Here is a 26,272-nt window from a genome sequence, read left to right on the forward strand (position 1 = left end):
CCGATCAACCGCGCGCCGGCGGGTTGCGGATCGACGATCATCACGCGCTGCAGCATCGGCGTCATGCGCTGAATGATCTTGGCGTCTGCGTTGAACAAGGCCCGCGCGCTCCGTCTATGCGCCTTGTCTAACGCGTCGCAGGTAAAGAACGCCTTGACGAAAACTGACTTCGACCAGGGGTTTAGTCTTGGAAAGGATCGCGCATCAGTATCGTGTCGTCACGTTGCGGACTGGTCGACAGCAGAGCCACGGGGGCGCCGATCAGCTCCTCGATTCGACGCACATATTTCACCGCGTTGGCCGGCAGGTCGCGCCACGACCGCGCCCCTTGGGTGGTGCCCGACCAACCCTCCATCTCCTCATAGACCGGGGTCAACGCGGCCTGCGCCTTCAGGCCCGCCGGCAGGTAGCCAAACGCCGCCTCGCCGAGCCGATAGCCGGTGCAGATCTTCAGGGTCGGCAGGCCGTCGAGCACGTCGAGCTTGGTGAGCGCGATGCCGCTGATGCCGTTCAGCGCAACCGACTGGCGCACTAGGGCCGCGTCGAACCAGCCGCAGCGACGGCTTCGACCGGTGACCGTGCCGACCTCCTTGCCGACCACGCCCAGGTGTTGGCCCACCGAGTCGAAGAGTTCGGTGGGGAAAGGTCCTTCGCCGACCCGGGTGGTGTAGGCCTTGACGATCCCCAGCACATAGCCCGGCCCCTTGGGTCCCAGCCCCGAACCCGCCGCGGCCTGCCCGGCCACTGTGTTCGACGAGGTGACGAACGGATAGGTGCCGTGGTCGACGTCCAGCAGCGCGCCCTGCGCCCCTTCGAACAGCACCCGCTTGCCGGCCTTCACCAGATCGCCCAGCACCAGCCAGGCGGGCTGAGCAAAGGGCAGGATCAGCGGCGCCAGACGCTCAAGCTCGGCCAGCAGCGCCGCCCCGTCCATGTCGGGCAGGCCCAGCCCCCGACGCAGCGGCCCGTGATGGCTCATCAGCCTGTCGATCTTGGCCTCCAGCGCCTCGCGGTCGGCCAGGTCAGCGACGCGGATGGCGCGGCGGCCCACCTTGTCCTCATAGGCCGGGCCGATGCCGCGCCCGGTGGTGCCGATCTTCTGGCTGGCGGCGGCTTCGCGCGCCTGGTCAAGGTCGCGGTGCAGCGGCAGGATCAGGCAGGCGTTGTCGGCCAGCACCAGCAGGTCGGGGGTGATCGTCACCCCCTGGTCGCCCAGCTTGGCGATCTCTTCCAGCAGGTGCCAGGGATCGACCACCACGCCGTTGCCGATCACCGAGAGCTTGCCTTGCACCACCCCCGAGGGCAGCAGCGACAGCTTGTAGACCTGCTCGCCGACCACCCGCGTATGGCCGGCGTTGTGCCCCCCCTGGAAGCGAACCACCACGTCGGCGCGATGGCTCAGCCAATCGACGAGCTTGCCCTTGCCCTCGTCGCCCCACTGGGCGCCGATCACCGTGACATTGGCCATGGGTATGATCCCTCCACCTGCCGGGAGACCACCAGCCGCCCTTCGACAGGTGCTCGGCGTCTGGCTTGGATCAGTCTGAGGCGTCCAGCTTCGTGGGCGCGGCCGCTGTGTAGACCAGCGGGCCGCGCCTTTCAACCGCGCCGGCCAAATCGGCGCCACGGACGACAGGAAGCGGTCACGCCGGCGCTTTCCGTGTCGTCTGGGGTTCCCGAAAAGTGGCGGCGTCGCTTCGCGGGACCGGCCAGTTGCGCTATCAGGCGGCGCATGGACATCCCCCGCTTTCACCTGGCCTTTCCGGTACGGGATCTGGCCGAGGCGCGCGCCTTCTATGGAACCCTGCTGGGCTGCCCGGAGGGCCGGTCCAGCGAGGCCTGGATCGACTTCGACTTCCACGGCCACCAGATCGTCGCCCACCTGGCGCCGGACGAGATCGGGCGCGCCGCCACCAGCCCCGTCGATGGCCACGACGTCCCCGTCCGCCACTTCGGGGCGATCCTGGCGCCCGCCGCCTGGGCCGCGCTGGCCGCGCGGCTGACCGCCGCCGGGACGCGCTTCGTCATCGAGCCCCACACCCGGTTCAAGGGCGAGGCCGGAGAGCAATCGACGATGTTCTTCCTCGATCCCAGCGGCAACGCGCTGGAGTTCAAGGCCTTCGCCGACGACGCCATGGTGTTCGCCCGATGACCGGCGCGGGCGCGAGCGTCACCCTGGCCGACATCGAGGCGGCCGCCGCGCGGATCGCCGGCCACGCGGTCGTCACGCCGCTGATCGAAAGCCCGGCGCTGAACGAGCGGCTGGGCCTGCGCGTGCTGATCAAGCCCGAGACCCTGCAGCGGGTCGGCGCGTTCAAGTTCCGCGGCGCCTACAACCGCCTGGTCCAGCTCAACGCCGACCAGCGCAGGCGCGGGGTGGTGGCCTTCTCCAGCGGCAACCACGCCCAGGGCGTGGCCCTGGCGGCGAAGCTGCTCGGCATGCCCGCGCTGATCGTCATGCCGTCCGATGCGCCCGCCATCAAGATCGCCGCGACGCGGGGCTATGGCGCCGAGATCCAGCTCTACGACCGTCTCACCGACGACCGTGAGGCTATTTCCACCGCCATCGCCGCCGAACGCGGATGCGTTGTCGTGCCCGCCTTTGACGACCGGCACATCATCGCGGGGCAGGGCACGGTCGGGCTTGAACTGGTCCGCCAGGCCGAGGCCCTGGGCGCGCGGCTCGACCTGGTGGTCGCCCCGGTCGGCGGCGGCGGCCTGATGGCCGGCGTGTCCACCGCCGTGAAGGCGCTGTCGCCCAAGACCGCCATGATCGGCGTCGAGCCGGAAGCCTTCGACGACACCTTGCGTTCGCTGCGGGCCGGCCATCGGATCGTCAGCAGACCGGCGACCCGATCGCTCTGCGACGCCCTGGAGAGTCCCGCGCCCGGAGAGCTCACCTTCCCGGTCCTGCAGAAGACCCTCGCCGACATCGCCCTGGTCTCCGACGCCGAGGTGGCCCTGGCCATGCGCTACGCCTATTCCACCCTCAAGCTGGTGGTCGAACCGGGCGGTGTGGTCGGCCTGGCCGCTCTGCTGGCCGGCAAGATCAAGCTCGGCGCCGGCGAGACCGTGGCCCTGGTGCTTTCCGGGGGCAACGTCGACCCGGACCTCTTCGCGCGCGTCCTGCGCGGCGAGCTCTATTCGGCGGGCGCGTCCGCCTGGGCCGACAGCTCCCGGTAGATTTCGGCCCACGGCCCCCCAAGGATCGCGTGAAGCGCGGCCGCGACCAGCGAGCCGGCGAGACCGCCCAACACCAGCCAGGGGGCGAGGTCCCGCATGAATTTCACCGGGTCCGCCGCCATCTGTTGGCCGGCGTGCGACAGGGCGCCCGTCAAGCCGCCGATGATCCCCAGCGGAACCAGGACCACCAACTCCGCCGCCAGGATCATCGCCAACAGGGCCAGCGCCACGCCGCACAGCTTGAGCGCATGGCCCTGCGTCAGGCGCCAGGACTCAGCGAAGATGAACCGCGTCTCGGCGAAGGCCATGGGCCCCGCCAGCGAAAAGCGCATCAACAGCCATATCCCGCCGACGACGGCCGCGAGGCTGACGATGAAGGTGACGATCCCCGGCGCGCTGTGACCGATCAGGGTCACCGCGGCCCCCGCGATCACGCAGCCCACGATGAACACCCCGATCTGCGCCAGGATGGTCAGGCCGAGCCACAGCTCCTTCATGCTGAGCCGCAGGTAGAAAAAGCGCCGATCCTGCGGCGTCAGCACGGCCCGATAGACCGCGCCGTAGAGGATCGACATCAGCACCAGGGAAACCGCCCAGATCACCGGTTGCAAGACCGTCAGCCCGGACATGGCCTGGGCCATGGCGGCCGGGTCGGCGCCCGGATGGGCCATCTGCGCGGACACCCTCGGCCAGATGCTCAGCCACATCAGCACTTGGGGCCCGATCCCCATCGCCAGATAGACCGCCGCCCAGGCCAGCAGCGCCGCCGGCCGTCGGCGGATCACCTGGAAGCCCGACGCCAGGGCCTCGCTTGCCGAAAAACCGCTCATGGTCGCTCTCCCTAGCCCCCGAAGAATAGGCGCCCTTGGCAAAGCTTGGCCAGCCAGCCCTAGAGGCGGTCCTCCGGGGCCGGCTGCGCCGGGGCCTCCCGCGGCGTGACAAAGCGCGCGAGCCGCGGCTTCAGCCACTGCTCGAAGTCATCGACGAACTCGTACACCACCGGGACCAGCACCAGCGAGAGCAGGGTGCTGGTGATCAGGCCGCCGATCACCGCCACGGCCATCGGCTGGCGGAATTCCGCGCCTTTTTCCAGGGCAAATGCGGTCGGCAGCATGCCGGCGGCCATGGCCAGGGTGGTCATGATGATCGGCCGGGCCCGTTCACGGCAGGCCTCGAGGATCGCCTCTTTCTGGCTGTAGCCCTCGCGCTCGCGCTCGATGGCGTATTCGACCAGCAGGATCGAATTCTTCGCCGCCAGGCCGAGCAGCATCAGGAACCCGATCAGCGATGGGATCGACAGCGACAGGTTGAAGGCCAGCAGGCCGAGGAACGCCCCGCCCACCGCCAGCGGCAGGGCCGAGAGGATCACCACCGGCTTGAAGAAGCTGCGGAACAGCAGCACCAGCACGCCATAGATCATCGACACCCCGGCGAAGATCGCCAGCAGGAAGCCGCCGAACAGCTGGGCCATGGCCTGCTGGTTGCCGACCGCGGCCGGGCGCACGCCGGGCGGCAGATGCTTCATGATCGGCAGGCGATTGACCGCCTTCTGCGCCTCGCCGGCTTCAACGCCGTTGAGTTCGGCGCGCACCGTCAGCTGGCGTTCGCGGTTGAGCCGATCGATCCGCGCCGGTCCGGCCTGGAACCCGATGTCGGCGACGCTGGCCAGCGTGGTCATGCCGCCCTGGCCGGTCGGCACCCGCAGCGATCGGATACGCTCCAGATCGGCGCGCGAGCTGAGCGGCAGGCGAATCCGGATCGGAATCCGCCGCTCGCCGTCGTTCAGCTTGGCGACATTGGCGTCGATGTCGCCGACGGTGGCCACCCGCGCCACGGCGGCGATGACGTCGGAGGAGACCCCCAGCCGGGCGGCTTCCTCGGGCTTGGGCCGGATGATGATCTCCGGCCCCTGTGGCGGCTTCGACGGGCGCGGATTGGCCAGTTGCGGCAGCTTGCGCATTTCCTGCTCAAGCTCCAGCGCCGCGGCCTGCAGATTGGCCGGGTTGTCGCCGGTGAGGATCTGCTGGTAGCCGGCGGCGCCCTGGAAATCGAGAAACGTCAGGCGCGCGTCGGGAATGGCGCGCAAGCCGGTGCGCATGCGCGCGCGGATCGCATCGCCCGAGACCTTGCGGTGGGGATCGAGCAGGATGGTGGCGGTCCCGCTGCGCAGGTCGCCGCCGCCGCCGCGGTCCATGCCGGGGCCGAAGCTGGACACCGTCGAGCCGATCTGGATGAAGACGCCGGTGACCTCCGGCTGACGGCGGAACAGCGCGGTGATCTGCTGGGCTGTGGAGTCCATGTCGGCCGCCGACGCCCCGGGCGGTCCCTGGATATCCACATAGACGAAGTCGGGATCCGACGCCGGCTGGAAGCCCTGCGGCAACATCGGCACCAGCAGGATCGAGCCGACGAACACCAGGCCGCCGCCGATCGAAGAGACGATCCGGTGCGCCAGCGCCCACTCCAGCACGTTGCGGTAGAACCCCTTGAACGGCTTGCGCTCGTGCGGCTCGGCGGTCGGCTTCAGCAGGTAGGCCGCCATCAGCGGGGTCACCAGACGCGCCACCAGCAGCGAGAACAGCACCGCGACTGAGACCGTGAGCCCGAACTCTTTGAAGAACTGGCCGGGAATCCCGGGCATGAAGCTCACCGGGGTAAACACCACGACAATCGCCATGGTGGTCGCCACCACGGCCAGGCCGATGGCGTCGGCGCCTTCGAGCGCGGCCTGGTAGGGCCGCAGGCCCCGCTGCACCCGCTTTTCGATATTCTCGATCTCGACGATGGCGTCATCCACCAGGATGCCGACCACCAGGGTCAGGGCCAGCAGGGTGACGACGTTCAGCGAGAACCCGGCAAGCTTCATGATGAAGAAGGTCGGGATCAGCGAGATCGGCATGGCGATCGCGGTGATCATCGTCGCGCGCCAGTCGCGCAGGAAGAAGAACACCACCAGCGCCGCCAGGAACATGCCCTCGGCCAGCACATGCTGGGTGGCCTTGAAGCTGTCGCGGGTTTCGTCCACCGACGAGAAGATCTTGGAGAAGGTTACGCCGGGATGGCTCTTGTGCAGCTCGGCCAGCTTGGCGACCACGGCGTCCTCGGCCGCGACGTCGCTGGCCTCCTTGGTCTTGGCGACCTGGAAGCCCACCACCGGCCGGCCGTTCAGTCGCGCGAAGCCGCGCACCTCGGCGGCGCCGTCGCCGATATCGGCCACGTCGGCGAGCTTGACGAACCGGCCGGCGCCGATGGGAATGGTCAGGTCGCGGATCTGCGCCACGGAGGCGGCGTTGCCGAGCACGCGCAGGGTCTGCTCGCGACCGCCGACGTTCACGCGCCCGCCGGGCGCGTCGGTCTGGAAGGCGCGCAGCGCGGTATTGACCTGGCTTGCCGTCAGGCCGCGGGCCGCCAGCCGGTCCGGATCGACGATCACATTGATCTCGCGCGCCACACCGCCGACCCGGTTGACCTGCGAGACCCCGTTGGCCCCCTGCAGCGTGCGCGCGACGGTGTCGTCGATGAACCACGACAGCTGGTCGGCGGACATCGCCGGGGCGGAGACCGCATAGGTCATGATCGGCGCGGCGGAATCGATTTCCACCTGGGTGACCTGCGGCTCGTCGATGTCGCGCGGCAGGTTGGCGCGCGCCTGGGCGATCTTCGAGCGGACCTCGTCGGTCTTCTTCTGCAGGTTCGCGCCGATCTCGAACTCCATCACGGTGGTCGAGACGCCCTGGGTCACCGTCGACTGCACGGTCTTGACGCCGGTGACGCCGGCCACGGCGTCCTCCACCGGCCGCGTGATCTGGGTCTCCATTTCACCGGGGGCCGCCCCGTTCTCGGTCACCGTCACCGAGATGAGCGGGAACTGGATGTTCGGGTACTGCTTCACCGGCAGGCCCGCGTAGGCGATCAGGCCGGCCAGCACGAGGCCGATGAACAGCACCGCCACGGGGACGGGGTTGCGGATCGCCCAAGACGAGAGCGCGAAGCGAGGCTGGGTCATTTGGCGGCGGGGACCGGCGCGGCGGCGCGGGGGGCGACGAGGGGGGCGGCGCCTTCAACGGGACGGATCAGGTCGCCGTCGAGCAGCAGCGCCGCGGCGTTGGCCACGATCCGCGTCCCGGCCGGAGGCCCCTTGATCAGTTGCACCAGGCCCGAGCCGCGCGGACCGGCCTGGATCAGCATCCGATGCACACGGTTGTCGGCGCCCACCACCATGATGCCGGCGCCATCGGCGTCATAGCGCACGGCGGTTTCCGGGATGGCCATGGCGGTCCCGGCGGCGTCGGTGAAGACCGCCCTGCCGAAGCCGCCCGCCCGGATGTCGGAGCGCACCGGCAGCTGGACGCGCACCTCGCCCAGCTTGGTCTGGTTGTCGATCTGCGGGCTGATCAGCCGCACATGACCGGTCATGACGGCGCCGGAAGGCAGGGTCACAGTGGCGGTCTGACCGACCCTGACCCGGGCCAGGTCGCGCTCGCTGAGGTTGGCGGAAAGCTCGATCTGTCCGTCCCGCGCCAGTCGGAACCACGGCGTTGCGCTGGCGGCGGAAAGATCGCCCGGGCGCACCGACTTCGACAGCACCAGGCCCGAAACCGGAGCCGTCACCGACAGCTTGCCGGCGCGGGTGCGCAGGTCCTTGAGTGCAGCGGCCTGGGCGCGGGCCTGGGCGCGGGCGGCGCGCGCCTGCAGCCGGCGCTGATCGATCTGCTCCTGCGAGATCACGCCCTGGCCGTCCAGGTCCTTCACGCGGGCGGCCTGATCCTCGGCCTGCTGGGCCTGGGCGTCGGCCTGGGCGGCCAGGGCTTCCGACTGGGCGACCTGGGCCTGGATGAGGCTGGGATCGAGCTGCACCAGGGTCTGGCCGGCGCGGACATACTGGCCGACGTCCGCCAGCACGCGAGCGACCCGATAGCCGTTGACCTCCGGCATCACCGCGGCCTCCTCGCGCGACACGAGGTCGCCGGACGCGGCCAGGGCGCCGACAATATCGTGTGGCTCGACGCGCACGACGCGCACGGCCCGCGCCTGATCGGCCTCAGTCTGGCGAACCGGCGGCTTGTGACAGCCGGCCAGCGCGAGGGCAGCGATCAGCGACAGGAAGCTCAAGGATCGTTTCATCCGGGTCAAGTCTCAGCGGGCCTGCTTGTCGGTGGGAAAACGCTCGGCGGGCCAGCCGCCGCCGAGCGCCTTGTAGGCCTGTACGGTGCGGCGAAGCGCCTGCACCTGGGCGGCCGTGAGTTGCGTGCGCGTCGCGCGCCAGGACTGCTCGGCCCCCAGCGCGGTCTGCAGGTCGGTGAGCCCGTGATCATAGCCGATGCGGCTGGCCTGATAGCCGCGGCGCGCGCGCGCCTCACCGTCGGTCAGCAGCGCCACGCGGCGGCGGTCGGCGTCGAGCCGCACCAGCGCGCCCTCGGACTCCGAAAACGCCGTCTGCACCGCCTTTTCATAGGCGGTGACCGCCTGTTCGAGCCTTGCGTTCTGGGCCTTCAGCTCCGCCAGCAGCTTGGGGATCGACAGGATCGGCTGGGTGATCGCCCCGCCCAGGGACCAGTTCTGGGTGGTCGAGGCAAACCCAGGCTGGGAGTTCTTCGACCAGCCGAGGCCTGGCGTGAAGCTGATCGTCGGCAGCAAGGACAGGATGTCGGCGTCGGAGCGTCCCGCCGCCGAGGCGATCCGGGCGTGGGCTTCGCGCACATCGGGGCGCCGCGCCAGCAGCTCGGCGGGGATCGCCGCGGGGACCGGCGGAGCAACCCCGACACTGGCCTCCACCGCGACGTTGGCGGTGGGCTCGACGGTGCGGCCGGCCAGGATCAGCAGCGTCCGCCGCTGCACCTGCAGATCGGCCTCCAGACCCGCGGCCTGGGCGTCGGCCTGGGCGAGATCGCCGGCCACGCGGTCGGCGTCCGCGCTCGCCGCCAGGCCGGCGTTGGCGCGCTTGGTCGCCGCGTCATAGAGCAGGCGTTCGATCCGGGCGGATTCGCGCGCGTCGCCCAGCTGGATCGCCAGGCCGCGCGACTGGAAATAGGCGTCGGCCACCTGGGCGGCGAGGCTGGCGCGAGCGCCCTCGTAGTTGAAGCGCGCCGCGGCGATGTCGCCGTTCACCGCCTTGCGGGCCGCCAGCAGGCGACCGAACACATCGACTTCCCAGCTGACGTTGAAACTGGCCGACGCGGCGTCAGATTGGCCGTTGTTGGAGAAGCCGGGGAAGCTGATCGTCGTGCCGGCAAGCTTGCGGGTATGGGTCTCGCGCGTGGAGCCCGCGGCGTCCCCCTGCGGCAGGAAATGGACCAGGGCCTCGACGCGGTTGGCGCGGGCCTCGTCAAGCCGGGCCGCGGCGCTGCGCGCGTCGGGATTGGCGGTCAGAGCCTGGTCGATCAGCCCGCTCAGCACCGGGTCATTGAACGCCAGCCACCAGCGGTCCAGGGCCACCGCGCCGGCAGGCTGGCCCTGCGGCGCCTCGAAGGCGGCCGGCAGGCGCGTGTCCGCTGGGCGCACATGGGCGCAGGCGCCGAGCGTGAGGCAGGCGAGAAGAGCGGCGGAAGAGGCTCGGGGCATGAAGGCTTTTCGAAGAACGGCGGGGGCGACAGGAGCGATGCTGGTCGCCGCCAAGGGTCCCTTCGGATGCCGGCAGCGCAGCATGATGTTTCGCGACATAGACACACAGACCCGATGATTTGACGCCCCGGCAGCATCTCTTCGGATGCTTGGCGGCCCTCCCGTGGGCCAATCCCCGGAGGTTGTAAAGCACGGCCTAGCCGTTTCGGCCGGGCCCCATTAGGCTGGCGAAACGTTGCATCCGGATTTCGAGTTATCGATGAAAATGCATCACTTGGCGGCCGCTGGCTTTGGCGCCCTGGCCGGTCCCGCGCCGGCCGTCGATCCGCGGATCGCGGCGCGGAATGAGACCGCGGCGGCAAGGCGCTAGCCATGGCCGCGGGGCGCATCCGGGCGGGGATCGGCGGCTGGACCTTTGAGCCCTGGCGCGGGGCGTTCTATCCCAAGGGCCTGTCGCAGAAGCGGGAGCTCGAGTACGCCAGCCGCCAGCTGACCGCCATCGAGATCAACGGCACCTACTATTCGAGCTTCAAGCCCGACAGCTGGGCGAAATGGCGGGACTCCACGCCGCCCGGCTTCAAGTTCGCGGTCAAGGCGTCCAGGTTCTGCGTCAACCGCAAGGTGCTCACCGACGCCAGATCCTCACTGGAGGTGTTCTTCGGCCAGGGCCTGACCGAACTCGGCGACCGACTCGGCCCGATCCTGTGGCAGTTCATGGCCACCAAGAGGTTCGACTACGATGATTTTGCCGGCTTCTTCGACCTGCTGCCCGGCGCCCTGGGCGGCCTGCCGCTGAAGCACGTCATCGAGGTGCGCAACGCAACCTTCGCCGACCCGAAGTTCGTCGGCCTGTGCCGCGACCGCAACATCGCCATCTGCGTCTCGGAAAACGCCAACTACCCGATCATCGCCGACGTCACCGCCGACTTCGTTTACCTGCGCCTGATCTCGGCGTCGGACGAGATCGCCACCGGCTATGCGCCGGCGGAGCTGGACCTGTGGGCCGACCGCTTCCGGGCCTATGCGCGGGGCGACTTGCCGACCGACTTCACGCCGATCGACCGCACCGGCCTGCCACCGGCGCCGCGCGACGTCTACGCCTTCGTCATCCACGAGGGAAAGGTCCGCGCCCCGGCTGCGGCCATGGAGCTGATCCAGCGTGTCGATCCGCAATTTTCCGCCCAGCCGCTGCCCTGAATACCCGCAAGCCTGAAGCAGGGCGCCGAACACCGGTCAACAGACCACAAATCTTCCCTGTCATCCCGGCCGCAAGCCTGCGGACGCAGGCTGGAGCGCCGGGACCCAGAAGGTTCATGCTGTGTGGTTGCTGCTAGGTCCCGGCTCGGCCTTTGGAGGCCGTCCGGGATGACAGAATTTGGGGTCCTACCTGACAGATGAGGCAAAGTTCGAAGCCCGCAAGCTTAAAACCCGGGCTTGACCGACCCAGCGTCAGCCGCCTTGGCTTACGGCCACCACATGATCTGGGAGGATCCGAGATGGCCGAGCTATCGATCGACGACCTGATGTATCGCCCCGGCCTGATGAAGGGTCAGCGCATCCTGATCACCGGCGGCGGCACCGGCCTTGGCAAGGTGATGGCAGAAGCCTGCCTGATCCTGGGCGCAGAAGTCTATATCTGCGGCCGGCGCGGCGGCGTCGTCGAGGCTGCGGCCAAGGACCTCACAGATGCCCACGGCGGCAAATGCGTCGGCCTGGCCTGCGACATCCGGGTGCCGGAAGCCATCGAGGAGATGATCGCGACGGTCTGGGCCGACGGCGGCGCGCTCACCGGCCTGGTCAACAACGCCGCCGGCAATTTCATCAGCCGCACCGAGGACCTGTCGGCGCGCGGCTTCGACGCCATCTCCAATATCGTCTTCCGGGGGTCGTTCTTCGTCTCCCAGGCCTGCGGCAAGCGCTGGCTGGCCGAAGGCAAGCACGCCTCGGTGGTCTCGATCCTGACCACCTGGGTGTGGAACGGCGGACCCTTCACCGTGCCCTCGGGGCTGTCCGAGGCCGGTCTCAACGTGATGACCCAGTCGTTGGCCGTGGAATGGGGCAACCGCGGCATCCGTTTCAACGCCATCGCGCCGGGCCCCTTTCCCACCGAGGGCGCCTGGGCCCGGCTCAATCCCGGCGGCGGCACGGAGTCTGAGCAGAAGGATCCGACCATCCCGCTCGGCCGCAACGGCGAGATGCGCGAACTGGCCAACCTGGCGGTCTATCTGCTCGATCCCGGCTCGGCCTATGTGAACGGCCAGACCATCGCCATCGACGGCGGTGCGCACCTGCAGGGCGGCGGAGGCTTCAACCGGCTGTCGGGCTGGGGCGACGCCGAATGGGAAGCGGCGCGCAGTTCGATCCAGGCGGCCAACGAGAAGGACCGCGCCCAGCGGACGGTCTAGCGAGACGCCCTACCTCCCCCAATCGAGGCAGCGATGGCCGTAAGGGGACCGCTCGCCGCCTCGCCACGGCATTCACACATCTCACCGAAGCGGCGTCCGTTCTCCGCTTGCGGAACCATAGCGCTAGCCCCTCCCCCTTGCGGGGGAGGGGTTGGGGTGGGGGTGCAGACTCGGCGGCGAGCGTTGGCTCACCGGTCTTCAGTGCGACGTCTCTGACTCAGAGCAGACACCCCCACACCCAACCCTCTCCCCGCAAGGGGGAGAGGGCTTTTGCCACCCCGCTTCGCGGGGGGACGTAGCAAGGCGCGCGACGACACGGTTTGCATTCCGCTGAGGCGCCCCTAGAGTGACGGGTGTCATTTTTCGAGTCGTGGTCATACACAAAGAGCCGTATGTCAGACGTCGCCTATCTCAATCCCGGCAAGCGCGAACAGACCAAGGTCGCCAACCGCCTGGCGATCCTCGACGCGGCGCGCGAGGTGTTCGGCGAGCTGGGCTACGAGACCGCCACCGTGCGCGACATCATCCGCCGCACGGGCCTCGCGGCCGGGACCTTCTACAACTACTACCGGTCCAAGGAGGAGGTGTTCGCCGCCCTCGCCGACGACGGCGCCCGCCGCTTCGCGCCGATCCTGAAGGCCTTGCGCGGTCGCGGCCTCAGCTTCGAGGACTTCGTTCAGGCGGCCATCGGCGCCTATTTCGGGTTCATCGCCGAGGAACAGCGCACCTGGGTCGAGCGCCGCCCGGCCGGCGAGCCGCATCCCCACGTCCACGGCGAGACCCCGGAGATGGCCGCCGTGTTCGCCGACATCCGCGACGCGCTCGCCGAGGACATCGCCCAGCGCAAGGGTCCCTTCGCCGACCCCGACTATATGGCCGCGGCCTGCATCGCCATCGCCCGCGATGTCGGCGACAAGATGCTGGAGCGCCGGCCGATCGACACCGCCTGCGCCGCGCAGTTCGCGGTGGCGATGATCCTCACCGGCCTGAAGGGCCTGCCCCGGGCGCCGGCGTAACGGATGCCGAGCCCGGCCACCCAGCGCAGACTCGTGCGCGCCCTGCTCAGCCTGCCCAGCCCGGTGCTGCGGCTGATGGCTGGCGGCGGGGTGGTCTATCAGGGCGGCCGCACGCTCGACCCGCGCCTGCAATTCCTGGCGGCCCAGGCCCGCAACGCAGCCCCGATGGAAACGCTGTCGCCGCAGGACGCCCGGCGTGCGAGCGCCCGGGGCCTGGCGGCTCTGGCCGGCGATCCGGAACCCGGCGTGCGCGTCGAGCCGATCGTCATCGAGGGACCCGCCGGCGCGATCCCGGCCCGCGTCTACCACCCCGGGGTCCAGGACCCCGAGGCGCCGCTGATGGTCTATGCCCACATGGGCGGAGGCGTGATCGGCGATCTGGAAACCTGCCACGCGTTCTGCGGCCTGCTGGCCAAGATCGGTCGCGGGCCGGTGCTCTCCGCCGACTATCGCCTGGCGCCCGAGCACCGCTTCCCCGCCGGCCTCGACGACCTGATGGCGGCCTATCGCTTCGGCCGCGACAATGCCGAGCGGTTCGGAGCGCCGGTAGCCCAGGCGGCGATCGGCGGCGATTCCATGGGCGGTAATTTCGCCGCCGTCGTCTGTCAGGATCTCAAGCGCGCGGGGGAGCCGCAACCGGTGCTGCAGCTGCTGATCTACCCGGCTGTCGACGTGGCCTGCACGCGGCCGTCGATGACCACCTATGCCGGGGCCTTCCCGCTGGGCAAGGCGCTGATGGACTGGTTCATGGACCTTTACAGGGGCGCCGGCGACAGCGTCCTCGACCCGCGCCTGTCGCCGCTGGCCGCCGAGGATCTCGCCGGCCTGGCCCCCGCCCTCGTGGTCGCCGCGGGCTTCGATCCGCTGCTCGACCAGGGCGAGGAATATGCGCGCCGGTTGAAGGCCGCCGGCGTGCCGGTGACCTACCGGCGCCACGACAGCCTGGCCCATGGCTTCACCGCCTTCACCGGCGCGGTCCCCGCCGCCGACGCCGCCTGCCGGGAGATCGCGGGCCTGGTGCGCCAAGGGTTTGAAGGGAAGATCGACTGATGCGCGCACTGGTGGTGGAAGTCCTGGCGGCGGACTACGCGGGCTGCGTCCTGAAGGAGATCCCCACCCCCGAGCCGGGGCCTGGCCAGGTCCGCGTGCGCGTGCGCGCCGCCTCGGTGAACTTCCCCGACCTTTTGCAGACCCGCGGCGAATACCAGCACAAGCCGGCCCTGCCGTTCATCCCCGGCCTGGAGATCGCCGGCGAGGTCGAGGCGCTGGGCCAGGGCGTCGACCGGTTCAGGGTCGGCGACGCGGTGGTCGGAGGCGCGATGATCGGCGGCATGTCCGAGTTCGCCGTCACCCCGGTGGCGGGCCTGCGCTTGAAGCCCGGGCGCCTGTCGTTCAGCCAGGCGGCCGGATATGGCACGGCCTATATCACGGCCTATGTGGCCCTGGTCCGCCGCGCGCGGCTGCAGCCCGGCGAGTGGGTGCTGGTGCACGGCGCCGCCGGCGGCGTCGGCCTGGCCGCTGTCGACCTGGCCAAGGTGCTGGGCGCGCGGGTGATCGCGGCTTCGGCCTCCGACGCCAAGCTGGCGGTGGTCGCCGCCGAATATGCCCCGGACGCCACGGTCAATGTCACCGGCGGCTTTCGCGAGCGCGTCAAGGAGATCACCGGCGGCCACGGCGCCGACGTGATCTACGATCCGGTCGGCGGCGATGTGTTCGACGAGAGCGTCCGCTGCATCGCCTTCGACGGCCGCCTGCTGTCCATCGGCTTTACGTCCGGCCGCCTGCCGGTGCTGCCGGTCAATATGGCGCTGATCAAGGGCTTTTCCCTGATGGGCGTGCGCGCCGGCGAATACGGCCGCCAATTCCCAGACAAGGGGGCCGAGAACCAGGCCACCATCTGGAAACTGGCCGAAGACGGGCTGGTGAAACCCCGCGTGGACGCCGAATACCCCCTGGCCGACTGGCGCGCCGCCTTCTCGTCGCTGGCCGACCGCAAGGTGATCGGCAAGACCATCATCCGGCCGGATCTGTGATGCGCGATCCCCGCCGGCGCGTAGGGGTCCCGGTCTTCGCGGGCGAAACCGGGATGACGCGGGGAAGGCGATGTAGTTGACACCGCCGCGTCCTTCGCCTATCCACCGCCGCTCGATTTTCGACCCCCGGAGCCTTCCGTGAAGCGGACTTTCCAGCCTTCCCGTCTCGTCCGCGCCCGTCGCCACGGCTTCCGCCTGCGCATGTCCACCAAGAACGGACAGAAGGTGCTGGCGCGCCGCCGCGCCAAGGGCCGCAAGCGCCTGAGCGCCTAAGCCCGATTGCGCTGTAGGGTGTCGGTGTGACCGACGCCGACTTCAAGATCGAACGCCTGAGAAAGCGCCCGGACTTCCTGGCCTGCGCCAAGGCCGCGTCCTGCGCGCGCGGCGCCGTGCTGATCCAGGCGCGCCCGCGTGACGAATTGCCCCTGGTCCGCGTCGGCTTTACCGCCACCAAGCGGATCGGTGGGGCGGTCGAGCGCAATCGCGCCAAACGCCGCCTGCGCGAAGCCGCACGCCTCTTGCTTCCGGGCCTGGCGTCCCCAGGTTTCGACTATGTGGTCATCGCCCGCAGCGGTGTGACCACCCGCCCGTGGCCGCGTTTGCTTGACGATGTGAAAAGCGCGCTGTTAAGGCTCGCCGCCGACCGCGACCGCCCTGCGACGTAAGGGCCTTTTCTCCAGCCGGACCGCGCCCCTTCCATGCAAGACCAATCCAACCGCAACACGATCATCTTCCTCGTGTGCGCGGCGCTCATGTTCCTGCTCTACAACCAGTTCGTGCTGGAGCCGGCCGCCAAGCGCCGCCAGGCCGAGGTGGCCGCGCAGGCCGCCAGCCATCCCGCGCCCGTGGCCGCGGTCGGACCGACTGGAACCCTGGCCGTCCCCGGGGTGCGCGTGGCGCCGGCGGTGACCCGCGCCGCGGCCCTGGCCGCCAGCCCCCGCGTGCCGGTGACGACACCGGCGCTGCAGGGCTCGATCTCGCTGCGCGGCGCCCGCCTCGACGACCTGTTCCTGACCCAGTACCGCCAGACCACCAACAAGGCCTCGCCGCCGGTGGAACTGCTGCGGCCGGAAGGCGCGCCCTTCGCCTGGTTCGTGGACTATGGCTGGGTGGGCCAGAACGTCCCCGGTCTGCCGACGCCGGCGACGCTCTGGACCCTGGCCGAGGGCTCGACGCTGGCGCCCGGCCGGCCGGTGACCCTGACCTACGCCAACGGCCAGGGGCTGACCTTCACCCGCAAGGTTGAGGTCGACGACCACTACCTGTTCACGCTGACCGACACCGTGGCCAACACCGGCGCCGCGGCGGTGACCCTTGCCCCCTACGGCTCCGTCCAGCGCCAGGGCGTGCCACACGATGTCGGCCAGTCCGGCATCGTCCATGAGGGCGCCACCGGCTATCTCGACGGCCGCGTGCGGCGCTTCAAATACAAGGACCTGTCGAAGAAGGGCGCCGCGCCCCAGGCGTTCAATTCCACCGCCGCCTGGACCGGCATCACCGACAAGTACTGGCTGGCGGCCCTGATCCCCGACCCGGCCGAGCCGATCCACGCCATCTACCGCGACGCCAAGGACAGCGGCGTCGATGTCTACGAGGCCAACTACACCGGCGCCGGGCGCATGATCGCGCCGGGCGCCCAGGTCAGCGTCACCCAGCACCTGTTCGCCGGCGCCAAGACCGTACCCCTGCTCACCGCCTACCAGACCAAACTGGGCGTGGCCCATCTCGACGACGCGGTCGACTGGGGGATGTTCTGGTTCCTGACCCGACCGATGTTCGCCTTCCTCGACTTCATCTTCCGGCACGTCGGCAGCTTCGGCATCGCCATCCTGCTGCTGACCATCTGCGTGCGCGTGGCCTTCTTCCCGATCGCCAACAAGCAGTACGAATCGATGACCAAGATGAAGAAGGTCCAGCCTCTGATGGAAGAGGTGAAGAAACGCTTCAAGGACGACCCGGCCAAGCAGCAGCAGGAGATCATGGCGCTCTATCAGCGGGAGAAGGTCAATCCGCTGGCCGGCTGCCTGCCGATCCTGCTGCAGATCCCGGTGTTCTATTCGCTCTATAAGGTGCTGACCGTCACCATCGAGATGCGCCACGCGCCTTTCCTCGGCTTCGACGACCTGTCGGCGCGCGACCCGACCACCATCTGGAACCTGTTCGGCCTGATTCCCTGGAACCCGGCCGGCCTGCCGCTGGCGGGGACGATCCTCGACACCACCCTGCACCTGGGCATCCTGCCGCTGGCCTACGGCGTGACCATGTGGCTGACCACCTCGATGAGCCCGCCCGCGCCCGACCCGGCGCAGCAGCGCATCTTCCAGCTGATGCCGCTGTTCTTCATGTTCATCATGGCCCCCTTCGCGGTCGGCCTGCTGATCTACTGGACCTGGTCCAACGTGCTGACCACGCTGCAGCAATACGTGATGATGCGCCGCTTCGGCGTGGACAACCCCATCGACCGGATCATCGCCAGGCTGACCGGCAAGGCGAAGGCTTCAGGATGAGGCCAGGCGCGTGAGCGAGCCATTCGACGACGCGGCGCTGGAAGCCGCCCGCGTGCTCTTCGCCCACGAGGTCAAGTTCATGATGGGCGCGGTCGAGATCGCTGGCCTGCCCCCCGCCGACCTGCCCGAGGTGGCCTTCGCCGGCCGCTCCAATGTGGGCAAGTCCACGCTGATCAACGCGGTCACGGGACGGCTTCACCTGGCGCGAGCCTCGAACTCGCCGGGCCGCACGCGGGAGGTCAACTTCTTCGTCGCTGACGAGAAGCTGCGTTTGGTCGATCTGCCCGGCTATGGTTTCGCGCGGGCTTCGCGCGGGGACGTGAAAAAATTCCAGAACCTCGGTCGCGACTACCTTCGGGGCCGGCCGAACCTGAAGCGCGCCTATCTGCTGATCGACGCCCGCCATGGGCTGAAGGACGTGGACACCGAGGCGCTCGACGCCTTCGACACCGCCGCGGTGTCCTATCAGATCGTGCTGACCAAGGCCGACAAGCTGAAGCCCGCCGACGTCGAGGAAATGGTCGCCCGCACGCTCACCGCCGTCGCCAAGCGTCCCGCCGCCTATCCCCGCGTGCTCGCCACCTCCGCCGAGAAGGGAACCGGCATTCCCGAACTGCGCGCCGAGATCGTCGCCGCCTGCGCGCTTGCGGAATGACATCGCCCCCCGCGTCCGCTATCGGAGCGCTCCGAACCCCGCAGAGCCGCGCCGCCCGTGACTGACACCATCCAAGCTGAGGCCGACACGGACGGCGGCTGGGCGACCGCCAGGACGCTGGCCGAGGCCCTGCCCTATATCCAGCGCTATGACAGGGCCACCGTGGTGATCAAATATGGCGGCCACGCCATGGGCGAGGCCGAGGTCGCCAAGCAGTTCGCCGCCGATGCGGTGCTGCTCAAGATGCTGGGCCTGCACCCGGTGATCGTGCACGGCGGCGGGCCGCAGATCTCCGCCATGCTGGAGCGTGCGGGGGTGAAATCGACCTTCATCGACGGCCTGCGGGTCACCGACGCGGCGACCATGGAGGTGGCCGAAATGGTCCTCTCCGGCGCGATCAACAAGGAAATCGCCAACTGGATCACGCTCGCCGGCAAGGAGGCCGACGTGCGCGGCGTCGGGCTGTCAGGCAAGGATGCGCGGCTGATCACCGTGGAAAAGGTCACCCGGACCCGCAAGGACCCGGACTCCAATATCGAAAGGGCCGTCGACCTCGGCTTCGTCGGCGATCCCAAGCGGGTGGACCCCAAGCTGATCGAGGCCCTGATCTACGCCGATGAGGACTATATCCCGGTGATCGCCCCGATCGGCGTGGCCGAGGACGGCCAGACCTACAACATCAACGCCGACACGGTGGCCGGCGCGCTGGCCGGTGCGCTCAACGCCAAGCGCATGCTGCTGCTCACCGACGTGGCGGGCGTGCTGGACGAGGACGGCAAGCTGATCCGCCAGATGACCGTGGTCGAGGCCCGGGCCGCCATCGCCAGCGGCGTCGCCACCGGCGGCATGATCCCCAAGCTGGAAACCGCCATCGCCGCCGTCGAGGCCGGCGTCGGGGCCGTGGTCATCCTGGACGGGCGCCGACCGCACGCCATGCTGGTCGAGCTGTTCACCGAGCATGGGGCGGGGACGCTGATTTGCGAGTAGGGGGTCTGCGCATGACCGCCGATCTTCGCCATATCGACACCTGGCTGTTCGACCTGGACAACACCCTCTATCCGGTCGAATCCGGCTTCATGGCGCAGTTCTCCGAGCGGATGACGGGGATCGTGGAACGGCTGACCGGCCTGCCGCGCGATGAGGCCTTTCGGCTGCAGAAACGCTACCTTGCCGACTATGGCCTGACCCTGGGCGGCCTGATCGCCCATCACGGGATCGAGCCCAAGGCGTTCCACGAGGAATTCCACGACCTGTCGCTGGAGACCTTGGCGCACGATCCGGCGCTGCTGGTCGCGCTCGAACGGCTGCCCGGCCGCCGGCTGATCTTCACCAACGCCGACGCGGTGCATGCGACCCGGGTGCTCGACCGGCTGGGGCTGGGTCACCTGTTCGAGGGGATTTTCGACATCGGCGCGGCGGACTATGTGGGCAAGCCCGATCCCGCGGCCTTCGACAAGGTGATCGCCGCGCACGCGATCGATCCGGTGGCGACGGTGTTTTTCGAAGACGCCGAGCGCAACCTGGCGCCCGCCGCGGCGCGCGGCATGACCACCGTGCTGGTCGGCCCCGACGCGCCCGCCTCGACGGCGGCGTTCATCACCCACAAGACTGACAATCTCGCGTCCTTCCTGGCGGACGCCCTGCTGAGCGAGGCCGCCCGATGAGCGATGACCTGAAGGCCGTGATCGAGGCCGCCTGGGAGGATCGCGACGCGGTCAGCCACGCCACCCGGGGTCCGGTGCGCGAGGCCGTGCTGGAGACCCTCGAACGGCTCGACGCCGGAACCCTGCGGGTCGCGCAGCGCGGGGCCGACGGAACCTGGGTCACCAACCAGTGGGCCAAGCAGGCGATCCTGCTGTTCTTCCGCCTGACCCCCAACAGCCTGGTCGAGGCGCCCGCGCCCGGCCCCTACTGGGACAAGGTCCCCTCCAAGTTCACCGGCTGGGACGCCGCCCGCTTCGAGGCCGCGGGCTTTCGCGCGGTGCCCGGCTGCGTGGTGCGCAAAGGGGCCTTTCTGGCGAAGAACGTCGTGCTGACGCCGTCGTTCGTCAACATCGGCGCCTATGTCGACGAAAGCACCATGGTCGACACCTGGGCCACGGTTGGCTCCTGCGCCCAGATCGGCAAGCACTGCCACATCTCCGGCGGAGCGGGCATCGGCGGGGTGCTGGAGCCCTTGCAGGCCAACCCGACGATCATCGAGGACAACTGCTTCATCGGCGCCCGCTCCGAGGTCGCCGAGGGGGTGATCGTGCGCGAGGGCAGCGTGCTGTCCATGGGCGTCTACCTGACCTCGACCACGCCGATCGTCGACCGCAGGACCGGCGAGACCATCACCGGCGAAGTGCCGGCCTATTCGGTGATCATGTCGGGCTCGCGGCCCAGCCCGCACGAGGGGATGCCGTCGACCTACTGCGCGGTGATCATGAAGACGGTGGACGAGCGCACCCGGTCCAAGACCTCGATCAACGAGCTGCTGCGAGACTGAGGCGTCAGGGCCAGGGATAGGCCGCGATCGCCGCGCCGGTCTTGCGCAGGCGGGCCACCAGGGTGCGGCGATAGCTGACGACGTCGTTGACGCTGACGGCGCGCAGGGTCGCGACCTCGACGGGCGTGAACTGGCGGATCGGGTCCGCGGGCGCGGCTGACCAACGGTCGACAAGATAGTTCAGGACGTTCGAGAGATCGGCGTCGTTCAGACCCGAACTCGCCACTCCCGGCACATGCAGCATATAGGTGCGGCCCGCCGGATCGCGGGCGAGCTCCCCGATGAAGCCCGGAAACGGCGGCACGCCGGCGTCCGCCGCGCCCTGGCCGTCGGCCCGATGGCAGCCGGAGCACTTCAGCAGGTACAGGGCCCGCGCCGACTGGCCGCTCGCTGGCCAGGCCGTCGCGATCAGCGCCGCCATCACCACGCCAGTCAGCAGCGACCGGCGGCTCATGGCTATTCGGCCACGCCCAGAACGATGGCCACCGTGCAGTGGTAGCCCTTGTTGGTGTTGGCCATGCACCAGTTGATGTCGTTGTAGAGCCCCATGGAATAGCCGGGACGCTCGCCCTTGCTGTGCAGACAGAACTGGGCGCCCGAGTAGGGGGTCTTGCCGCAACAGTCGTAGTAGGAGACCAGGTAGTCGCGCTTGTCGCCCGGGTTGTGGCAGGTGCCCACCCACGACACCTGCGAGGCCTCGGCGCCCACCGGACAGCTCGTCTTGGTCCCGCCGGAGGTGGTGCAGAGGTTCCCGTCCAGCGCGCAGTAGCGCCAGTAGTCGCAGCTCTTGTCGTCGTCGATCGGGGCGGGCTTCTCGCCGGTGGCCGCGAACCCGCGGTCGAAGGGCAGCGCCGCGACCACCGCGCCGCCCACAAGGAAGCCGCCCAGCCTGGCCAGGGCGCTGCGGCGACCAAACCGCCGCGCGCTGGACCGGGCCCCCGACACCAGGGCCTCGTCGAGCGTCTTTCCGACCCGGTTGAAGAAATTCGTCACCGATGGTCTCCCGGTTCTACTCGGCCGCATGGTTGGCGGCATATTGCTGGAGGGACGGCACGTTGGCGTTCAACGCACTGAACAGGCTCTCGAGCTGCTCGCGATTGTTCACCAGGCCCTTGGCGCGGACCACGCCGGTCTTGTCGGTGAGCACGGCGAACGGCAGCCGCTGGACGCGGTAGGCCATGCCCAGCTCCGACGACAGGACATAGGGGAAGGCGGTCAGCCGGCGCCGGCCTATGAACTCCAGATGTTTGGCCTGGTCGCCGTCGCTGGCCAGCACCACGTCGAGCCACGCCTTCTCGTCGGTGCGGATGCTGGTCAGCACCGGCAAGAGCTGTTTGCAGACCGGGCAGGTGGGCGACAGGAAGAACACCAGCTGCGCGCGACCCCTCGCCCCGCCGATCTCGATGGGCGGGCCTGTCAGGCTGTGCGCCATGAACCGGGGGCTGGGTTCGCCCACCTGGGGCCCGGCGCGGTCCATCATCGCGCCCATCGGCGAGACCCGCTCGTAGAGCACGCCGATCTGGCGCAGCATCACCACGATCACCGTGACCAGGACCAGGACCAGCACCCAAAGGGCCGCCACGGCGAATACCAGCAACGTCATGCCGCGCCTCCGAAGAGGTCCGCCGCCGAGGGGGCGTAGGCCTGTCGGATGCGATGGTGATTCGCCGCCAGGTGCTCGCAGGCGATCCAGCAGGCCAGGCCGATGAGCGCTACGGCCCAGCCGACGCCGGCCTCACCCAGGGTGCGCCATTCACCAAGGCCGAGGCCCGCCAGGATCAGCGCCGCGGTCAAAATGAAGTTGCGACCGACCAAGCCCCAGCTAAGCGGCGACGGCGGACCGCCGCAGCCGCAGTCGATCTGCGTCCGCCCTTGCCGCAGCGCCGCCGTCATCGCGGCGGCGTAGACCAGCAGCAGTCCGCTCGCCAGCGCGACGCCGGCAGCCCGGACCGGGCCAATGCAAAGTGCGACCGCCGCCGCCAGTTCCAAGACCGGCACGATCGCGCGCAACGGCTTCAGGGCCGCCTCGGGGATCAGGCCATAGTCGGCCAGGACGCCTTCGAACCCCTCCTGGTCGGCCGCCTTGTGCAGCGCCGCGCGCAGCAAAATGAGAGCGACGAACGCCGCCGCACTGCCGCTGCAAAGGCGCAGGAGGTCGCCGATCATCGTCACCGCACCGTCACCGCCGCGGCGTCCCGCAGGGCGATCTGGTGCGTCAGCTTGGCGGCGAACCTGGCGGTCGGGTCGACCTCAAAGCGGAACAGGCCGCCGCCGTGGCTGGCCACGCCGAAGACCAGCGGGATCTTGCCCTGCGACACCGCAATCTGGGTCAGGCCCTTGGCCACCGACCGGTACAGCACCGCCTTGTGCGCCAGGTCGACGGCCCAGATTTCCTCCGACCCGTCCTTATGACCGCCGTCCTTGGCGCCGGAATGCATGGCGACGAACATGATCCCATAGGGCGCGCTGTAGCCCATGATCGCGTAGCCGCCCGGCGCCCAGTCGCCCTCGACGCCCTTGGTGAAGGCGTAGGTGTCCACCAGCCGCGCGGTGTCGCCCTTGTCGGACACCCGGTAGAAAACTCCGTTGTAGGAGACGAACGTCAGGTCGCCGTCCACGCGCTGGGACTGGGCGAACAACGGATCCTTTTCGACATCGAAGATCGGCTTGCTTCGCGCCTGGCCGGCCGCCTTGCCGTCGGGGCCGATCTTCACCGTCAGGATCGAGCCGTCGCCGCACAGGCTCGAGAAATGCGAGCCGTCCGGCGCCAGGTTGACCTGCCAGCAGCCGGGAATAGGCACTTCGGCGGTCACCTTGCCGGACTTGAGGTCGACCACCGTCACCGATGTGGCCGGGGTGGCGTTCTGGACATAGGCGCGCGCGCCATCGGCGCTCACCTGGATCTGACCCTGCTGCGGGGAGACCTGTGCGAATTTCGGCAGGATCGTCGCTTCCTGCTGCGTCTTCAGGGTCGCGACGTCGAACTTCTGGAGGATCGCCTCGACCGGCCCGTACATGATCCGCTTGGGAAACGCCGAGGCGACGACGCCGGTGTCGGCGCCAGGCGACAGGGCGAACTGCGGCTGCATGCCCGTGGCGTAGTCGCCCTTGTAGGTCAGGTCGTCAGCCGAGAAGACGTAGATCGCGCCCGCGCCGGCCCAGGCGCTGGTTGTGACGAAGACGTTGGGGCCCGGCTTGATGGCCTTCTCGACCGAGATCTCCTCGGCCGGGATCGGCGGCGGCGTCTGCGCCCTGCCCGCGCACGGCGCCAGGACGATCAGACTCAACAGCGCGGCGGCCCATGTTCCCGACATTGATCGCCCTCGAAATCCACCCGGTCCATCGACGGGGCCGCCCTAGCGCAGTCGATCAGCCCTTGAAGCCTGCGTCAATTCGAGCTTGGCCCGGGTCGATCGCGCCGCGCCCGCGCGCGACCGAGCGCTCAGGACTTGGGCGGACCCTACGGTCGGCTTCACAACCCCTGGCGCGGGCTCTAGCATCCTTCAGCCCAAGGCTCGAAGTCAGGGCGCCTGGGTGAGTCGGGGTCTGTCCAAATGCGCCGCATCATGGGTCGAGATCAGGCTTGGCTGGCTTGCCGGGCGTTGGCCGTTGCGTCACGGCGCATCGCCGCCTCCGCCGGCCTTGCGGCGCTGATCGCGCCGGCGACGGCCAGCGCCGACGCCAAGGCGGGCGCGGTCGTTTTCACGCACAAATGCGCCGAGTGCCATTCCACCCGCCGCGGCAAGATCGTCACCGGACCCAGTCTGGCCGGCCTGTTTGGCCGCAAGGCCGGGAGCGTCAGCGACTTCCCCTATTCGGCCGCGGTGAAAACCTCGGGCCTCATCTGGAACGCCGAGACCCTGGACGCCTTCATCGCCCAGCCGCGCAAGACCATCCGGGGCATCACCATGACCTCGCCCGGCGTCGCCGACGCCACGCAGCGCGCGGACCTGATCGCCTACCTTGGGACCCTGAAGTAGGCGATAGCCTGACCCAGACCTGCACCTATTCGTACGGGGTCCCATTCCGGCGGTGATAGCGGTCGGAGCCTGGGTGGGCGACCATGTCGATGTCGGGATAGTCGCACCCGTCTTCGGCCTCGCGCCGCGAACCGACCTCCAGCAGCACCGCCTCCGCGTCCGAACGGTTCTGCAGGTGATGGCCGTTGGGGGCGCCGGCCGGGAAGCCCGCGCAGTCGCCGGCGCGCAGCACCTGTTCGCTCTCGTCGGTGACCAGCACCACCTCGCCGGAGACCACCCAGACGAACTCGTCCTCGGCGGTGTGCCAGTGCCGCTGGCTCGACCAGACGCCGGGGCCGAGCCGCTGCAGGTTGACGCCGAACTGGGTCAAGCCCGCCGCGTCGCCCAGCTTCCAGCGCTTGCGACCGGCGCACGGCGCGTCAAACGGCGGCGGATAGGCCGATCCGAAGCGTGTGGGCGCCTGGGCGATGTCGATCTTGGGCATGCGGTCATTCCACTCAAGGTCGGGCCGGTCGAAGAAAGCCGCTCAACACTATCGAACACATTGCTGGGGAGAGGCCTTCACTTCGGCTTGCGCATCCGCATCAAGCCTTCCTGGGCCACCGAGGCCACCAGGGTCCCGTCGGCGGCGAAGATCGAGCCGCGGATGAAGCCACGGCCTCCCGAAGCGCTGGGGGAGTCCTGGGCATAGAGGTGCCAGTCGTTGAAGTTCAGCGGCTTGTGGAACCACATGGCGTGGTCGAGGCTGGCCGACTGGAAGCCCTTTGTCTGCCAATGCACGCCGTGCGGCCGCATGGCGGTCGAAAGCAGGTTCATGTCCGAGGCGTAGGCCAGGATCACCTGATGCATGTGCTGGTCCGGCCCGATCGGCTCGCGCGCCCGCATCCAGCTCTGGCTCTCCGGATCCCTGGCCACGCCGCCCTGGAAATAGGTGCGCGCGTCCACCGAGCGCATCTCGATGGGCCGGGGCCGCGACAGCCAGCGCTTCGCCTCCTCCGGCGCATCCTTCATCGCCGCCTCCTGCATCTCCGCCTCGTCGGGCAGGTCCGCCCACGGCGTGGCGGCCGGCATCGGGGCCTGGTGTTCGAAGCCGTCCTGGGCCTCCATGAACGAGGCGGCGAGGTTGAAAATCTGCTGGCCATGCTGGATGGCGATCACCCGGCGCGTGGTGAAGCTGCCGCCGTCGCGGGAGCGATCCACCTCGAAGACGATCGGCACGGTCGGATCGCCCGGCCGGATGAAATAGCAGTGCAGCGAGTGGCAGATGCGGTCTTCCACCGTCTCATAGGCCGCCAGCAGCGATTGGCCGATCACCTGGCCGCCGAAGATACGGCCGGGAGCGTTGTCGGCGGTGACGCCCCGGAACAGGTTCACTTCGATCCGCTCAAGCTGCAGCGTCTCGGTCAGGTTCTCGATGTCCATGTGCCGCCGCTTACGCTCCGCG

The 26,272-nt window shown here is 69.2% G+C and carries 27 protein-coding genes; 15 read left to right on the forward strand and 12 right to left on the reverse strand.

Annotation, left to right across the window (positions count from 1 at the left end; all coding sequences use genetic code 11):
* Positions 1-181 precede the first annotated feature (181 nt).
* Positions 182-1,468 carry an adenylosuccinate synthase gene (locus tag RMN86_RS08430; protein ID WP_309605388.1) on the reverse strand — a complete coding sequence of 429 codons (1,287 nt, stop codon included), beginning with the start codon at positions 1,466-1,468 and terminating at the stop codon, positions 182-184.
* A gap of 264 nt (positions 1,469-1,732) precedes the next feature.
* On the opposite strand from RMN86_RS08430, the gene RMN86_RS08435 reads away from it, so the two are divergent.
* Complete coding sequence (locus RMN86_RS08435; RefSeq protein ID WP_309605389.1) at positions 1,733-2,152, forward strand: VOC family protein; 420 nt, start codon at positions 1,733-1,735, stop codon at positions 2,150-2,152.
* Entirely contained in the window at positions 2,149-3,183 is a 1,035-nt protein-coding gene (locus RMN86_RS08440; RefSeq protein ID WP_309605390.1) for a threonine/serine dehydratase, read from the forward strand. Before RMN86_RS08435 ends, RMN86_RS08440 begins: the two co-directional genes overlap by 4 nt.
* Here RMN86_RS08440 and RMN86_RS08445 read toward each other — a convergent pair.
* The 4 genes from RMN86_RS08445 to RMN86_RS08460 are packed head-to-tail and all read right to left on the reverse strand — an operon-like array spanning position 3,141 to position 9,744.
* Complete coding sequence (locus RMN86_RS08445) at positions 3,141-4,013, reverse strand: hypothetical protein (RefSeq protein WP_309605391.1); 873 nt, start codon at positions 4,011-4,013, stop codon at positions 3,141-3,143. The genes RMN86_RS08440 and RMN86_RS08445 overlap by 43 nt on opposite strands.
* Before the next feature lie 59 nt (positions 4,014-4,072).
* Positions 4,073-7,189, reverse strand: coding sequence for an efflux RND transporter permease subunit (locus RMN86_RS08450; RefSeq protein ID WP_309605392.1), 3,117 nt, complete (start codon positions 7,187-7,189; stop codon positions 4,073-4,075).
* Positions 7,186-8,307 (reverse strand): efflux RND transporter periplasmic adaptor subunit, encoded by a 1,122-nt coding sequence (locus RMN86_RS08455; RefSeq protein WP_309605393.1) that lies wholly within the window; start codon positions 8,305-8,307, stop codon positions 7,186-7,188. The genes RMN86_RS08450 and RMN86_RS08455 overlap by 4 nt, the downstream gene beginning before the upstream one ends.
* 12 nt (positions 8,308-8,319) lie before the next feature.
* Positions 8,320-9,744, reverse strand: coding sequence for a TolC family protein (locus tag RMN86_RS08460; RefSeq protein ID WP_309605394.1), 1,425 nt, complete (start codon positions 9,742-9,744; stop codon positions 8,320-8,322).
* A gap of 372 nt (positions 9,745-10,116) precedes the next feature.
* Here RMN86_RS08460 and RMN86_RS08465 point away from each other — a divergent pair, with 372 nt between their 5' ends.
* The 12 genes from RMN86_RS08465 to dapD all read left to right on the forward strand — a co-directional run bounded on the left by RMN86_RS08465 (position 10,117) and on the right by dapD (position 20,848).
* Positions 10,117-10,941: a DUF72 domain-containing protein gene (locus RMN86_RS08465; RefSeq protein ID WP_309605395.1), complete on the forward strand. Its 825-nt coding sequence runs from the start codon at positions 10,117-10,119 to the stop codon at positions 10,939-10,941.
* Positions 10,942-11,240: 299 nt separating this feature from the next.
* The gene (locus RMN86_RS08470) at positions 11,241-12,149 is read left to right on the forward strand and encodes an SDR family oxidoreductase (RefSeq protein ID WP_309605396.1); all 909 of its coding nucleotides are present in this window, start codon (positions 11,241-11,243) and stop codon (positions 12,147-12,149) included.
* 392 nt (positions 12,150-12,541) lie between these two features.
* Complete coding sequence (locus tag RMN86_RS08475) at positions 12,542-13,165, forward strand: TetR/AcrR family transcriptional regulator (RefSeq protein WP_309605397.1); 624 nt, start codon at positions 12,542-12,544, stop codon at positions 13,163-13,165.
* Positions 13,166-13,168: 3 nt separating this feature from the next.
* Positions 13,169-14,215, forward strand: coding sequence for an alpha/beta hydrolase (locus RMN86_RS08480; protein ID WP_309605398.1), 1,047 nt, complete (start codon positions 13,169-13,171; stop codon positions 14,213-14,215).
* The gene (locus RMN86_RS08485) at positions 14,215-15,198 is read left to right on the forward strand and encodes an NADPH:quinone oxidoreductase family protein (RefSeq protein WP_309605399.1); all 984 of its coding nucleotides are present in this window, start codon (positions 14,215-14,217) and stop codon (positions 15,196-15,198) included. The genes RMN86_RS08480 and RMN86_RS08485 overlap by 1 nt, the downstream gene beginning before the upstream one ends.
* A gap of 138 nt (positions 15,199-15,336) precedes the next feature.
* Positions 15,337-15,471 (forward strand): 50S ribosomal protein L34, encoded by a 135-nt coding sequence (gene rpmH, locus RMN86_RS08490; RefSeq protein ID WP_111457208.1) that lies wholly within the window; start codon positions 15,337-15,339, stop codon positions 15,469-15,471.
* Between the two features lie 26 nt (positions 15,472-15,497).
* Positions 15,498-15,863, forward strand: a complete 366-nt coding sequence (gene rnpA / locus RMN86_RS08495; protein ID WP_309605400.1) for a ribonuclease P protein component — start codon at positions 15,498-15,500, stop codon at positions 15,861-15,863.
* 33 nt (positions 15,864-15,896) lie between these two features.
* Entirely contained in the window at positions 15,897-17,705 is a 1,809-nt protein-coding gene (yidC, locus tag RMN86_RS08500) for a membrane protein insertase YidC (RefSeq protein ID WP_309605401.1), read from the forward strand.
* 52 nt (positions 17,706-17,757) lie between these two features.
* On the forward strand, positions 17,758-18,360 hold the full coding sequence (gene yihA, locus RMN86_RS08505; RefSeq protein WP_309605467.1) for a ribosome biogenesis GTP-binding protein YihA/YsxC: 603 nt from the start codon (positions 17,758-17,760) through the stop codon (positions 18,358-18,360).
* 69 nt (positions 18,361-18,429) lie between these two features.
* Complete coding sequence (gene argB / locus RMN86_RS08510) at positions 18,430-19,347, forward strand: acetylglutamate kinase (protein WP_309605468.1); 918 nt, start codon at positions 18,430-18,432, stop codon at positions 19,345-19,347.
* Between the two features lie 11 nt (positions 19,348-19,358).
* Positions 19,359-20,024, forward strand: coding sequence for a pyrimidine 5'-nucleotidase (locus RMN86_RS08515; RefSeq protein WP_309605402.1), 666 nt, complete (start codon positions 19,359-19,361; stop codon positions 20,022-20,024).
* Entirely contained in the window at positions 20,021-20,848 is an 828-nt protein-coding gene (gene dapD / locus RMN86_RS08520) for a 2,3,4,5-tetrahydropyridine-2,6-dicarboxylate N-succinyltransferase (protein WP_309605403.1), read from the forward strand. Before RMN86_RS08515 ends, dapD begins: the two co-directional genes overlap by 4 nt.
* A 4-nt stretch (positions 20,849-20,852) precedes the next feature.
* Here the strand turns inward: dapD and RMN86_RS08525 are convergent, their stop codons facing one another.
* From RMN86_RS08525 to RMN86_RS08545, 5 genes are read right to left on the reverse strand one after another with little or no spacing between them, the layout of a single operon-like run.
* The gene (locus RMN86_RS08525; RefSeq protein ID WP_309605404.1) at positions 20,853-21,302 is read right to left on the reverse strand and encodes a cytochrome c; all 450 of its coding nucleotides are present in this window, start codon (positions 21,300-21,302) and stop codon (positions 20,853-20,855) included.
* Positions 21,303-21,304: 2 nt separating this feature from the next.
* A complete protein-coding gene (locus RMN86_RS08530) occupies positions 21,305-21,841 on the reverse strand; it encodes a methylamine dehydrogenase light chain (protein ID WP_309605405.1) in 537 nt (178 codons plus the stop codon).
* Positions 21,842-21,857: 16 nt separating this feature from the next.
* Positions 21,858-22,451, reverse strand: a complete 594-nt coding sequence (locus RMN86_RS08535) for a redoxin family protein (protein ID WP_309605406.1) — start codon at positions 22,449-22,451, stop codon at positions 21,858-21,860.
* On the reverse strand, positions 22,448-23,014 hold the full coding sequence (locus RMN86_RS08540; protein WP_309605407.1) for a MauE/DoxX family redox-associated membrane protein: 567 nt from the start codon (positions 23,012-23,014) through the stop codon (positions 22,448-22,450). Before RMN86_RS08540 ends, RMN86_RS08535 begins: the two co-directional genes overlap by 4 nt.
* A 2-nt stretch (positions 23,015-23,016) precedes the next feature.
* A complete protein-coding gene (locus tag RMN86_RS08545; protein ID WP_309605408.1) occupies positions 23,017-24,162 on the reverse strand; it encodes an amine dehydrogenase large subunit in 1,146 nt (381 codons plus the stop codon).
* 240 nt (positions 24,163-24,402) lie between these two features.
* Between RMN86_RS08545 and RMN86_RS08550 the strand changes: the two genes are divergently transcribed.
* Positions 24,403-24,828: a c-type cytochrome gene (locus RMN86_RS08550; protein WP_309605409.1), complete on the forward strand. Its 426-nt coding sequence runs from the start codon at positions 24,403-24,405 to the stop codon at positions 24,826-24,828.
* 25 nt (positions 24,829-24,853) lie between these two features.
* Here the strand turns inward: RMN86_RS08550 and RMN86_RS08555 are convergent, their stop codons facing one another.
* Together RMN86_RS08555 and RMN86_RS08560 are read right to left on the reverse strand one after the other, a co-directional pair.
* A complete protein-coding gene (locus RMN86_RS08555; RefSeq protein ID WP_309605410.1) occupies positions 24,854-25,312 on the reverse strand; it encodes a cupin domain-containing protein in 459 nt (152 codons plus the stop codon).
* 77 nt (positions 25,313-25,389) lie between these two features.
* A complete protein-coding gene (locus RMN86_RS08560) occupies positions 25,390-26,250 on the reverse strand; it encodes an acyl-CoA thioesterase II (RefSeq protein WP_309605469.1) in 861 nt (286 codons plus the stop codon).
* Positions 26,251-26,272 lie beyond the last annotated feature (22 nt).

Origin of the sequence: Phenylobacterium sp. (genome assembly GCF_031360265.1) — a bacterium.
GTDB lineage: Bacteria > Pseudomonadota > Alphaproteobacteria > Caulobacterales > Caulobacteraceae > Phenylobacterium.